The organism is Agathobacter sp. (genome assembly GCF_977054825.1).
The window spans coordinates 1-13,291 of record NZ_CDRTEH010000018.1 but is presented as its reverse complement, the minus strand read 5'-3'; the positions used below and the strand labels follow the sequence as shown (position 1 = coordinate 13,291).

Sequence of the window (13,291 nt, the reverse complement as noted above, 5' to 3'; positions counted from 1 at the left end):
TTAAACTCTCCTTATTTACGGTTATAGTTGATGAGACATCCCTTTAATATTATCTCTCTCTCATCATCTGTGAGCTCACCCATCTTCAGTGTAAATGGCTTTAACTCTCCATCCTTGACAACATATGCCTCAAACTCAGTCTTTGCATCCTCGATTTCTTTCCTGATTCCCGGAAGGAAAATGTAGTCGAGATTGTGGAATGGAAGCTCCCCCTCATCGATAATGAATGGAAGCATTCCCCAGTTGATAAGATTTGAACGGTATCTCTTTGTGGCATACTCGTTTGCGATGTTTGCCCAGCCTCCAAGCACCTTCTGGCAGCTTGCAGCCTGCTCTCTTGCAGAGCCGTCACCCGGCTTAACAGCAAAGATTGTGCTTCCGAAGCCCATATTCTCATGGCTTGCCTCAGGGAATTTTTTCTTTACCACTCCCATGATTTCAGCAACCTCAGGAACAGCCTTGCCTGCGCACTCACCGCTTTCTATAGCCTTCTGTGCCTTCTGGATTTCCTTTGCTCTTCCTACATACTCAGGATCCTTTCTTGAAAGTGCAAACTCTGCAAGTCCAAGAGGATTTGAACGGTATGAAGATGTCTCTCCTGAAGGGATGAGCTCATCTGTTGTAGTAACAGGATCGTGGATCTCTGAAACCACCTTGAGAAGCATATTCTCAGGAAGCGCGCTCATTGCAGGCCAGTCCTTGATGTTTGGTCCGAGCTGGATCTCAACTGAAGGATCTGCCACTCCATGGCTGTCAAATACACGGTTCTCATATATAGTCTTGTCAAAGAAATATTTAGGCTTTGTAAAGTTGACATCAATATCCGCTGCTGATGTAAGGAAGCCCTTGTTTGCTGCAGTTGCAGCGATTGAACGGGCATCCATGAGTGCAACTGAGCTGATCTGTCCGTTCTGTACCTTAGAGCCCTCTCTGTTAGGGAAGTTTCTTGTTGAATGACGGATAGAGAATGCGTTGTTGGCAGGTGTATCTCCGGCACCAAAGCAAGGTCCGCAGAAAGCAGTCTTTACGATTGCACCTGTCTCAAGCAGCTTCGCTACAGCTCCGTTTTTCACAAGCTCCATGTATATTGGAGTAGATGCAGGGTAAACACTCAGTGTAAACTCGTCTGCTCCGATTGAATGTCCGTTTAATATATCAGCCGCATCGCAGATATTCTCGAATCCACCGCCTGCACAGCCTGCGATGATTCCCTGATCTACATACAGTCTTCCGTCTCTTACCTTGCTCTTTAAATCAAGCTTCACCTTGCCGTCAAAGCTTACCTCAGCTCTCTTCTCGCAGTCATCGAGGATATCCATGAGGTTTGCATTGAGCTCATCGATAGTATAGGTATTGCTTGGGTGGAAAGGCATAGCTATCATAGGGCGGATCTGGCTTAAGTCAATCTCGATAAATCTGTCGTAGTAAGCCACCTCACCCGGATTAAGCTCCTTGTGGTCATCAGCTCTGTCGTGAATCTCGAAGAACTCCTTAACCTTGTCATCTGTTCTCCAGATTGAAGAAAGACATGTGGTCTCTGTTGTCATAACATCGACACCTATACGGAAGTCAACACTCAGATTAGAAACACCCGGTCCTACGAACTCCATAACCTTGTTCTTTACGAAGCCGTTTCCGAATACCTCTCCGATGATTGCAAGTGCCACATCCTGTGGTCCAACGCCCTTGATTGGCTCTCCTGTAAGGTAAATACCTACCACCTCAGGCATATCAATATCATATGTCTGCTCGAGAAGCTGCTTAACAAGCTCAGGTCCACCCTCACCAACTGCCATAGTGCCAAGTGCACCATAGCGTGTATGTGAATCAGAGCCAAGTATCATTTTTCCGCCGCCTGCGAGCATCTCTCGTGCGAACTGATGGATAACTGCCTGATGAGGTGGTACATAGATTCCACCGTACTTCTTGGCACATGTGAGTCCAAACATGTGGTCATCCTCATTGATTGTTCCACCTACTGCACAAAGGCTGTTATGGCAGTTTGTGAGTACATACGGGATAGGAAATTTCTCAAGTCCTGAAGCTCGTGCTGTCTGGATGATACCTACAAATGTGATATCATGCGATGTGAGCTTATCAAACTTAATCTGAAGCTTGTCCATATTGCCGGATGTATTGTGCTCCTTTAAAATACCGTAAGCAATTGTCTCCTGCTTAGCTGTCTGTTTGTCGATGTCCCTGCCGGTCTTGCTTTTGACTGCTGCCTGCGCCTCCGGTCCATCAATCACTACTTCCTTACCGTTTAAAAGGTAAGCACCATTTTCATATAATTTCACTTATTCTACCTCCGTATGTGTATTTCAAAATTCTTTTATTTACTATTATATAATATTATAGGTAATTGTGGCAATAAATAAATCACCATCTACCTTAATTTCGAATTTTCCTCCCATCAAATGGGTCAGATTCTTTGCAATCGAAAGTCCCAGACCACTTCCTTCTGTGGTTCTGGACCTCTCTCCCCTCACAAAACGCTCTGTCAGGTCCACATTTCCGTCGCTTACTATGTCAAGCTCGTTCTTTGACACATTCTTTATTGTAAAAACTGCCTTTTTGTCTGCCTTTTCAAGCTCCACATACACTCTGGTGTTTTCCAGTGCATATTTTGCGGCATTCGTATACAGATTTTCGATAGAGCGGTAAAGCTGACGCCCATCCGCATAGATAAATATCTGTTCTGATGGAATTTTTGTAACTATCGTCAGATTTCTCGCCTCAAAGCGCTCATTGAATTCGCCTCCGGTCTGGTATAAAAGCTCAACCAGATCAAGCTTCTGCATATTGAGCTTCACATTTCCCGAGGTAATCTTTGATGTCTCAACCAGATCCTCTGTCAGCTGCTTTAAGCGCTGTGATTTATCCTCCAGCACATGTATATAGTATTTGGCATTTTCATTGTCCAGATTTTCCCTCTTAAGTAAATCAACATAGTTGACTATTGATGTCAGAGGTGTCTTTATATCATGCGATACGTTTGTTATTAAATCTGCCTTTAGCTTTTCATTCTTAAGACTCTCATTCACGGAGCTCATAAGACCCTGTCGTATATGGTTGACAGCCTCAGCTACCTTTTTTTGCTGCCCATGAAACTCATTGACATTGAGTGTCGTGTCAAGCGCGCCCTCGGAAATTGCCTCAAGTGCCTCCTGTATGCGCATTATCTCTTTGGTTTTCTGTGTATGGATATCCTTTTTTTCAATAACTCTTTTTTGAAGCTCATAGCCCTTATATAGCAGGCTGTGTGTACAAAGTATATTGCCTTTTATCTTCCTTACAATGCTCTGGTAAAAAATAATAAAAGCCAGATCAAACAAGAAAGTAAATGTGCCTGCCGTCATAATAAGTGATGCATAGTCAAAGTGCTGGTTTTTTACACCTGAAATCACTTTTCCCATAAATACCATGAGCAGTGTAAATACCACAAGCAGCACATCAGAGTATATCCTGTCAATCGGTAAATAGTATATTGTGTAATCATCCTCTGATTTTCTGCCGGCCACGTTTGCCATGTATGCAAGGCTCACAAAGCTGCCTACCAGACCTGCAAGTGATATGAGTGTATATATATCAATATTTCCATGTGCTTCGTGCCTGAACGCATAGCCTGTGGCATACACCCCTGTCACCATAAGTACCATGCAAAGCTGATGCACAACTATGACCGCTGCCTTTTTTCCTATCGTATACTGCTTCATTTGTTATCCTCTATCTTATAGCCTACTCCCCAGACCACCTTCAGATAGCGTGGCTCCTTAGGATTTATCTCTATTTTTTCCCTGATATGTCTGATGTGTACTGCAACTGTATTGTCGGCGCCTATCGCTTCCTCATTCCATATGCTCTCATATATTTCATTTATTGAGTAGACCTTGCCCTTGTTTTTAAGGAGCAGAAGCAGGATATTGTACTCAATCGGTGTGAGCTTTACCTCCTCGCCATCCACAGTCACCTTTTTTAGATCATCATTTACCAAAAGGCCTCCGGCTTCATAAACCTTATCTCCTGCTGCATCATTGCTTGAAAGGGTGGTATATCTGCGAAGCTGCGACTTTACCCTTGCCACAAGCTCAAGCGGATTAAAAGGCTTTGTGACATAATCATCCGCTCCCACATTGAGTCCTAAAATCTTGTCTGCATCCTCTGTCTTTGCAGAGAGAATGATTATCGGCACCCTGCTTTCCTTTCGTATCTGCAGTGTGGCTCTTATTCCGTCGAGCTTTGGCATCATGACATCTATTATCATGAGGTCTATTTTTTTATTCTTCATAATCTCAACTGCCTGTATGCCGTCGTAAGCCTTCTCCACATCATAGCCCTCCTGCATCAGGTAAATCTCAATTGCCTCAACTATTTCCTTGTCGTCATCACAAACTAATATTGTCATATTTTCCTCCTTCTATGAATTTTGGTTAGAAACCTTCTCCTGCCGTTAGTCAGCTTTATTTTATCAGATTATCCACATTGTTTTTCTTAAAATCTGCTTAATATTGACCATTTTTCAATATAAGCCAAAAGCAGCCGTTCTTCTTTGAACTGCTGCTTTATATTTTTAATCAGATTTGCTAATTATTTCTATTGCCGGTGATGCTCTGCCACATCTTGTGTATTCCGTCTGTGAGCTCCTTGCCCTCCTTAGTGTTGATGACAGGTGGCTTTGCGGCCTTGGCTTCATTCTTATCATTGCTATGATTTGTTCCGGCATCAGATATATCGTCTGCAAGCTTCACCTCACCTACTACACCATCTCCCAGGTCCTCGCCCTCAGCAAGTCCCAGTTTTCTGATATAATCCATATTTACCTTGATTTCAGTCTGCCTGTTTGCATAGATAGACTTCTCTTCCTTGTCAATAGTGCGCTCCTCTGCAGGCTTACCTGCATTTTTCTGGCGTTCTATCTCCTTATTTCTGTCATCGATAATCTTAAGATACTTTTCCGTATCGGACAAATCCTGAAGCTGTCCCTTGAGCTCATACTGGTTAGTCTTAACTATCTTCTCCTGTTCTGCAATCTTATCCCTCATGTCCTTGCACAGCTTCTCAAGCGACTCATTGGTATCATTGATGATATCACGCACTCTCGAAAGCGCTTCATCCGTATAGATAACCGATGCTGCATACACATCCTCAGCCTTTCTGCTTGCATCCCAGACTATCTGGTCGCCCTTCTTTCTAAACTCTCTCTCTGCATGATTGCGGCTCTGCTCTGTAAGCTCATATTCGTCCTGCATTGCATATATACACTTATTCAGCTCAGCAAGTAAATCTATCATCTGCTGCTTGTTTATGATTACCCTGCTCGGCTCCGGCTTATATTGCTCCGCCTTTGAGAGCATGATATGGATTTCTCTTAGTACCTTTTCTGTTTTATCGTTCGCATTCATTTTCTATTTCCTCGGATTTAAATTAGCATTATAACTATTCAGGGTGGTTGTGAATACTCACCACTTACCCATATTTTATATGAAAATCCGCTTCTCGTAAATAGCCAAATGAATAATAATAGCTACTGATTACAGCCCTTTATAATTAAATCAATCCCGCTGCCGCATTTCTCAGCTCGTCTGACGCATGCTTTATCTCGGCAGCCTGCTCTTCGCTCACATTTCCGGGCTTTGTCCTTGAAATAAGCTTCTTCACATATGAAAGCGATGATTTCACACTCTTTTTCTGTGCGCTGTCCATAGCCTTTCTTTTTTCCTTGTCAGCCATGACATTTTCCACCTGGCGCACAAGTGTATCAGCCTCACTCCTTGCATCAATGTAAGCCTTTCTCTGTCCGTCTGTTGCCTCATACTCCTGCGCCTCGCGGATGGCCTGCTCAATCTCAGAATCAGACAAATTTGAGCTTGCGGTAATCGTAATCTCCTGATGCTTTCCTGTGCCAAGATCCTTTGCAGAAACCTGCACAATGCCGTTTGCATCTATATCAAACGTAACCTCTATCTGAGGCACTCCTGCCGGTGCCGGCTTGATACCCTTTAACCTGAAGTTTCCAATCAGCTTATTGTCCCTTGCAAACTGTCTCTCACCCTGCAAAACCTTTATATCCACAGAGGTCTGGAAGCTTCCTGCCGTTGTAAAAATCTGGCTGTATCGTGTAGGAATTGTCGTATTTCTGTCAATAATTTTGGTTGAGACACCACCGACCGTCTCGATTCCGAGTGAAAGCGGTGTGACATCCATCAGTATAATCTCTGCCGCACTGCTGCCTGCGACGATTGCTCCACCTAGCTTGCCACCCTGTACTGCTGCACCGAGTGCCACGCACTCGTCAGGATTTAAGTTGTGTGAAGGCTCTTTTCCTGTAATTCTTCTGACCTCCTCAACCACAGCCGGCACACGCGTCGAGCCTCCTACCAACAGCACCATACCAAGCTCCGCTGCGGAAATACCCGCATCTGAAAGTGCCTGATTTACCGGAATAGCAGTTCTCTCCACCAGATCCTTTGTTATCTCATTAAACTCAGCCCTTGTGAGGTTCATCTCCATGTGAACAGGCTGTCCCTTTACAGTGGTGATAAATGGCAGATTGATAGTGGTTGAGGATGAGGATGAAAGCACCTTTTTAGCCTTCTCAGCCTCCTCCCTGACACGCTGCATAGCAGTATTGTCCTTTCTCAAATCCACATTCTGCTGTCTGTAAAACTCTGTGACCAGATAATTGGTGATTCTCTCATCAAAATCATCTCCACCCAGATGATTATCACCGGCTGTGGCAAGCACCTCTATCAGATTGTCCCCGATTTCGATAACAGACACATCGAAAGTTCCCCCTCCGAGATCGTAGACAAGAATTTTTTGCTGCTGTCCATGGTCCAGTCCGTATGCGAGTGCCGCAGAGGTCGGCTCATTTATGATTCGAAGCACATTGAGCCCCGCAATCCTTCCCGCATCCTTAGTTGCCTGCCTCTGTGCATCCGAAAAATATGCAGGAACGGTGATTACAGCGTCGGTCACCGCCTCACCAATATAGTCCTCTGCATCCTTTTTCAGCTTTCTGAGAATCATAGAAGAAATCTCAGGAGCTGAATACAGCTTTCCGTCCACCTTTGCCCTGAAATCACTTCCCATCTGTCTCTTTATTGAGAAAAATGTCCTGTCCACATTGACCGCTGCCTGCCTCTTTGCAGCCTCTCCCACCAGTCGCTCTCCATTCTTTGTAAAAGCCACTACAGACGGCGTGGTTCTCTGTCCCTCGCTGTTAGTTATGACTACCGGCTGATTGTTCTCCAGTACTGCCACACAGCTGTTTGTTGTTCCTAAATCTATACCTATAACCTTGCCCATTTTCTGCCTCACTGTTTACTAATGTTTATTGTCTAAATGTAACTATTCAGAACCACCCACGCACATTCGCAAAACCGCACGCTACCCGTGCTTTCCCGCTGCTACGCAGCTAATTTTGCTCATATGGGTGGGGGTGGCTCTATTCGAGCCACCTTGAGAACAAGAAAACCTGCTGCTTACATGCAAGCATGACGCATCAGCTTTTTTGTTCTCAGTGGTTCTGAATAGTTACGTCTTAATAATACTTTAAGCTTGGAAAATTCTCTCGTCAAGGCATGCGGCTGTTATTTCAGAGAATGTTTATACTTTTAATTTTTAATACACAACATAACAACAAAGACACCGCCGAAGCAGTGCCTTTGTTGATTAGTTTATAGATTGGATTAAATGATAATTGAGGATTGCTTATTCACTTACTTTTTTCTTGAGTAATCCGAGTAATCCACATGCAATGAAGGCTCCGATTACTAATGCTACAAGATACATTAACGGATTTCCGATTGTAGGAACTACGAAGATTCCTCCGTGAGGTGCCATGAGTGTACATCCAAATGCCATTGAAAGTCCACCTGCCACTGCTGAACCAACTACACATGCCGGAAGGACATGAAGCGGATCAGATGCTGCAAATGGGATTGCACCCTCTGTGATAAATGATAATCCCATGATAAAGTTTGTAGGTCCTGCCTTTCTCTCCTCTGCTGTGAACTTGTTCTTGAAGAAGATTGTTGCAAGAGCGATTGCGAGTGGTGGAACCATACCACCGATCATAACTGCTGCCATGATATTGTAGTTTCCGGCAGCGATTGAAGCTGTACCAAATACATAAGCGGCTTTGTTTACAGGACCACCCATATCTACTGCCATCATTCCTCCGAGAAGTACTCCGAGAACTACTGCGCTTGCACCGTTAAGTCCATTAAGACCATTGTTGATAGCTGTATTTAAAGCTCCGATTGGAGGCTCAACTACAAACTGCATTATAACGCCCACGATGAATATACCAAGCAGCGGATAAAGCAGAACCGGCTTCATACCGTCAAGACTCTCAGGAAGCTTAGAGAATATCTTCTTTAAGAGGAGCACAATATATCCTGCAACGAAACCTGCAACCAGTGCTCCAAGGAAGCCTGATGTACCGTTTGCTGCGATTGAACCGCCTACGAAACCAACTGCAAGACCCGGACGGTCAGCAATACTCATAGCGATAAAGCCTGCAAGGATAGGAAGCATAAATCCAAATGCTGTTCCACCGATTCCCTTAAACAATGCTGCGGCCTGTGTAATAGTACCAAAATTTGCTCTCTGGTCAGCCGGCAGTGAATTAAGGTCAACACTGAATCCATCGATAAGGAATGCAATTGCGATAAGAATACCACCACCAACTACGAATGGAAGCATATGTGAAACACCGTTCATCAGATGCTTATAAATCTGATGTCCAATGCTCTCCTTTCCACCAACAGATGAATGTGAAGCCTCTTTTTTACCTGATGCCTTAAATACAGGAGCATCACCGGCAGCAATTCTCTTTACGAGTTCCTCTGCCTTATTTATTCCGTCAGAAACCTGACACTCAATAACCTTCTTTCCGTCAAAACGGTCTGTAGGCACATTTGTATCACATGCAACGATAACACCGGCAGCCTTTGCAATCTCATCATCTGTGAGCACATTTTTAGCTCCGCCTGAACCTCTTGTCTCAACCTTTACCTGATATCCAAGCTCCTTGGCCTTTTTCTCAATAGCCTCAGCAGCCATATAAGTATGGGCAATTCCTGTAGGACAGGCTGTAACTGCAACGATAAATACATCGTTCTTCTTCACCTCAACAGGCTCCTTCGCCTTTGCCTCCTTTGCAGCCTCTTTCTCATCCTTTGCCTTTTCAGCACTGTCGATGATATTTAAGAACTCATCTACTGAGCCGGCATTGATAAGAGAATTTGTAAACTGCTCGTCCATCAGCATAACAGAAAGCTTGCTGAGCACCTGAAGATGCACATTATCCTCTGTGTTTGGTGCAGCGATAAGGAAAATAATCTTTGCAGGTGTACCGTCGAGTGATTCAAAATCAACCCCATCCTTTACAACCATTGCTGCAAGACCTGCTTTAGTAACGGCATCAGACTTACAATGAGGAATTGCTATACCCATTCCAATTCCTGTTGTGCCTTCCTCCTCTCTTGCAAAAACGCCCTTGCGATACGTTTCAACATCGGCAATTTTGCCACTTTTTGCCATCAAATCAATACACTGATTCAATGCTTCGGTTTTTCCGGCAGGCGTACCATTTAAATTGATACTCTCAGCTGCCAATAAATCCCTGATTGTCATACATCATTCCTCCTGATAGAATATATTAATTATTTATATCAACCTTTTGATACCGTTTGTTTAATTGGAAGCATTCTCCCATTTATCTATAAGTGCCTCAACCTCAGGCTTTGTAGCAAGCTCCTCAGAAAATGCGCTTGCACTTCCTGTACATACACCATAAATAAATGCCTGCTTATAATCATTTGATTTGAGGTATCCGTAAACAAATCCGGCTACCATCGAATCTCCTGCTCCTACAGAGTTTTTAAGCTTTCCTTTAGGTGCATTTGCCTTAAACTCCTGTCCGTCCTCAGTCACAAGCACTGCTCCGTCACCTGCCATAGAAACAAGCACGTTTCTTGCACCCTGCTCCTGAAGCTTCTTTGCATACTTTATTACATCGTCCTTATCTGTAATCTCAACCCCGAATATCTCACCGAGCTCATGATTGTTTGGCTTAATGAGGAACGGCTTATAAGGAAGCACGTTTGTGAGCAGATTTCTTGTCGCATCAACCACAATATTTATTCCGCGGCCCTCAAGATGCTTCATAATATCCATATACATTGATGAAGGCATCACATCAGGAATACTTCCTGCAAGCACAAGCACATCAGACTCCTTTAAGCAGTCAAGCTTCTCATAAAGCTTTTTAATGTTGTCCTCAGTGATTGCCGGTCCCTGACCATTAATCTCAGATTCCTCATTTGAGCGAAGTTTCACGTTGATACGTGAAATACCATCCTCAACCTCTATAAAATCAGTATTGACTCCTTTTTCTCCTAAAAGACGTTTAATTTCATTACCTGTAAAACCCGCTGTAAAACCAAGTGAAGTATTGCTCATTCCAAGATTTTTAAGAACCATGGAAACATTGATTCCCTTGCCACCTGCAAAAATCTTCTCTCCAGTCGTTCTATTGACTACCCCTGTCTTAAAATCTGTTACATCAACTATATAATCTAATGATGGATTAAAAGTAACTGTGTAAATCATGTTAGACCTCCTTAATATTTTGGTATTTCTTATATTTATCATTGCCCAGTGCATTTGTAATAATTACAGCATCTTCAAAATCAGCAAACTTGATACTTGATACCTGTGAAAACTTACTGTCATCCGCAAGAATATATTTCTCCTTGCTGTTTTCCATGGATTTCTTTTTAACCATGGCCTCCTTTATCTCCGGAGTCGTAAATCCATTCTTTACAGTAATTCCGTTAACACCCCAGAAGCCCTTCGTAAAATTGTATTTATCAAGCGTCACAACCGCCTCGTCTCCTACAATAGCCTCCGTAGTGGACTTGAACTCACCACCAAGAATATATACTGTATATCCCCTATCGGAAATTCTCTTGGCATTGGTCAGAGAGTTTGTAACAAAAACCACATTCTTTGCAGTTATATAATCAATCATGACCGCCGTTGTAGTACCGGCATCAATGTAAACAAAATCATTATCCACAATAAGTGATGCCGCATATCTGGCAATCTGTTCCTTTTCGCTGCGATTCTGCTTAAGCCTGCTTATGACCTTCTCATCCTGAGTGTGGATATTGGTGTTATTAGCAATCGCACCACCATGTACCTTGGTGAGATAACCCTTTTTGTCCATTGCAACCAGATCACGTCTGATCGTCGACTCCGATATATTAAGCTCGTCCATAAGCTGCTGAACAGTCACACTCCCCATTGTATCCAATATATCAAGTATTTTTTTGCATCTATCCTCCGCTAGCATCTAATCACCCCCGTTTATCAAATTATTCAAAGACTATTATTAAATCTCTCTACCCAAAATTTCGATAATCATTTAACTTGTAGTATAATTATATTTTCAAAATCATTCATTGTCAATCATAATCCGTCATTTATATTCACAAATAATCACATTAAAAATTGTTAAAAATATATAAATCCAGCTTTTAAATTGTGTAATATACACAAAAGCAATATTCTAATTTTGTGTAGAATATACTATATAAATCATTATTACTTACCTAATTGCCAATTTTAGTATCTTTTCTATTACTAATTTATAATTTATAAATATAGTTCAAATTGACTAATTTTGATTTGTCCACCATCCAATTTTGACTGTTTTTGACTGTTTTGATTCTAAATGTATTGTAATTCATAATTCATCATGCTAGAATATGTTCATTCTGGTACATATTTTATTATTTAAATATATTTATGATTTGAATATATTTTATGATTTGAATTCATATTTTTTTTATTTCACACTATTTTATATAATTTATGTACCATCACAGCTACAATACTTTAAATAAAAAAGGAGGATTTCACATGAAACAGCTTAATTGGGCCACACTCGGCTGCGGAGTAATAGCTAATGAGCTCGCGCAGGCTCTTTCCAAGGAAGGACGCACTCTTTATTCAGTTGCCAACAGGACTCATGAAAAGGCCGAAGCTTTTGCACAAAAATATGGCATATCAAAGGTATATGACAACATTGATGACGTCTTTTATGATCCTGATGTGGATATCATTTACATCTCCACTCCACACAATACTCACATTAATTATCTAAGAAAAGCTCTTTCTAATGGAAAGCATGTACTCTGTGAGAAATCTATTACTTTAAATATCGCAGAGCTCGATGAAGCCGTCTCATTGGCCAGGGAAAATAACGTTATTCTTGCGGAGGCCATGACTATCTATCATATGCCTGTTTATAAAAAGCTAAACGAAATAATTGCAAGTGGACAACTCGGCAGGCTCAATTTAATTCAGGTCAATTTTGGAAGCTACAAGGATTACAATATGACAAACAGGTTTTTCAGCCGTAAGCTTGCAGGAGGAGCGCTGCTTGACATTGGTGTTTACTCACTTTCTCTCATCCGCTGGTTCTTCAAGGAAACACCAACGCATGTATTGTCACAGGTTAAATATGCACCAACCGGTGTTGATGAACAGGCAGGCATTCTGCTTATGAATGATGCAGCCGAAATGGCAACCGTCACATTATCTCTTCATTCAAAGCAGCCAAAACGCGCTACACTCTCTTTTGACAAGGCATATGTGGAAATCTATGAGTATCCAAGAGGAATGCAGGCAACTATTACATACACAGAGGATGGTCATAAAGAAGTAATTGATGCCGGTGATACATTAGATGCACTGTATTACGAAGTATGTGATATGGAAAAAGCTGTAAGCTCAGCATCATCAGATGAAATAGAAACCCTCATGCACTGTCAATATACATATGATGTAATGAAAATCATGTCAGATATAAGAGCTGAATGGGGTATGAAATATCCGGAAGAGGAATAATAATAATACGACAACTATTCAAAAAAGGATAAGAGTTGTTGAAAAAGAGCAATATAATTCTGTTATCAGGTTTATATTGCTCTTTATATATTATCTGCAACTTATTGTACATAAAAGAAAGACTACATCATAAGTCGATGCAGTCCTTTTAAGAGAGGTGACAGCCGGATTTGAACCGGCGATGACGGTGTTGCAGACCGGGGCCTTACCACTTGGCTATGTCACCATATATTATACTAAAAAACTCCCCGAGTAGGGCTCGAACCTACAACAACTCGGTTAACAGCCGAGTGCTCTACCATTGAGCTATCGAGGATTATTAAGGTTTGTACCTTCAAAACTTCATACAATTCCGATTTGCTTTTCT

At 42.2% G+C, this 13,291-nt stretch carries 9 protein-coding genes and 2 tRNA genes; 1 reads left to right on the top strand and 10 read right to left on the bottom strand.

Annotated elements, in window-relative coordinates:
• Positions 1 to 11: 11 nt before the first annotated feature.
• From ACW6PM_RS11470 to ACW6PM_RS11435, 8 genes are all read right to left on the bottom strand, one after another.
• Positions 12 to 2,297 (bottom strand): hydratase, encoded by a 2,286-nt coding sequence (locus tag ACW6PM_RS11470; RefSeq protein ID WP_308657394.1) that lies wholly within the window; start codon positions 2,295 to 2,297, stop codon positions 12 to 14.
• A 45-nt stretch (positions 2,298 to 2,342) separates the two neighbouring features.
• A complete protein-coding gene (locus ACW6PM_RS11465) occupies positions 2,343 to 3,716 on the bottom strand; it encodes a sensor histidine kinase (protein ID WP_448754995.1) in 1,374 nt (457 codons plus the stop codon).
• Positions 3,713 to 4,405 (bottom strand): response regulator transcription factor, encoded by a 693-nt coding sequence (locus ACW6PM_RS11460; RefSeq protein WP_012740951.1) that lies wholly within the window; start codon positions 4,403 to 4,405, stop codon positions 3,713 to 3,715. The genes ACW6PM_RS11465 and ACW6PM_RS11460 overlap by 4 nt, the downstream gene beginning before the upstream one ends.
• A 178-nt stretch (positions 4,406 to 4,583) precedes the next feature.
• Positions 4,584 to 5,402, bottom strand: coding sequence for a hypothetical protein (locus ACW6PM_RS11455; RefSeq protein ID WP_456057241.1), 819 nt, complete (start codon positions 5,400 to 5,402; stop codon positions 4,584 to 4,586).
• A 145-nt stretch (positions 5,403 to 5,547) separates the two neighbouring features.
• The gene (gene dnaK, locus ACW6PM_RS11450) at positions 5,548 to 7,308 is read right to left on the bottom strand and encodes a molecular chaperone DnaK (protein WP_456057240.1); all 1,761 of its coding nucleotides are present in this window, start codon (positions 7,306 to 7,308) and stop codon (positions 5,548 to 5,550) included.
• 405 nt (positions 7,309 to 7,713) lie between these two features.
• The gene (locus ACW6PM_RS11445) at positions 7,714 to 9,642 is read right to left on the bottom strand and encodes a PTS fructose transporter subunit IIABC (protein WP_456057239.1); all 1,929 of its coding nucleotides are present in this window, start codon (positions 9,640 to 9,642) and stop codon (positions 7,714 to 7,716) included.
• A gap of 60 nt (positions 9,643 to 9,702) precedes the next feature.
• Positions 9,703 to 10,620 (bottom strand): 1-phosphofructokinase, encoded by a 918-nt coding sequence (pfkB, locus tag ACW6PM_RS11440; RefSeq protein ID WP_448754999.1) that lies wholly within the window; start codon positions 10,618 to 10,620, stop codon positions 9,703 to 9,705.
• 1 nt (position 10,621) lies between these two features.
• Positions 10,622 to 11,365: a DeoR/GlpR family DNA-binding transcription regulator gene (locus ACW6PM_RS11435; protein WP_308650905.1), complete on the bottom strand. Its 744-nt coding sequence runs from the start codon at positions 11,363 to 11,365 to the stop codon at positions 10,622 to 10,624.
• 569 nt (positions 11,366 to 11,934) lie between these two features.
• On the opposite strand from ACW6PM_RS11435, the gene ACW6PM_RS11430 reads away from it, so the two are divergent.
• Positions 11,935 to 12,924, top strand: coding sequence for a Gfo/Idh/MocA family protein (locus ACW6PM_RS11430; RefSeq protein WP_456057238.1), 990 nt, complete (start codon positions 11,935 to 11,937; stop codon positions 12,922 to 12,924).
• A gap of 155 nt (positions 12,925 to 13,079) precedes the next feature.
• Here ACW6PM_RS11430 and ACW6PM_RS11425 read toward each other — a convergent pair.
• Positions 13,080 to 13,150 (bottom strand) — tRNA-Cys (locus ACW6PM_RS11425).
• A gap of 18 nt (positions 13,151 to 13,168) precedes the next feature.
• Positions 13,169 to 13,240: transfer RNA gene (locus tag ACW6PM_RS11420), tRNA-Asn, on the bottom strand.
• Between the last annotated feature and the right edge of the window lie 51 nt (positions 13,241 to 13,291).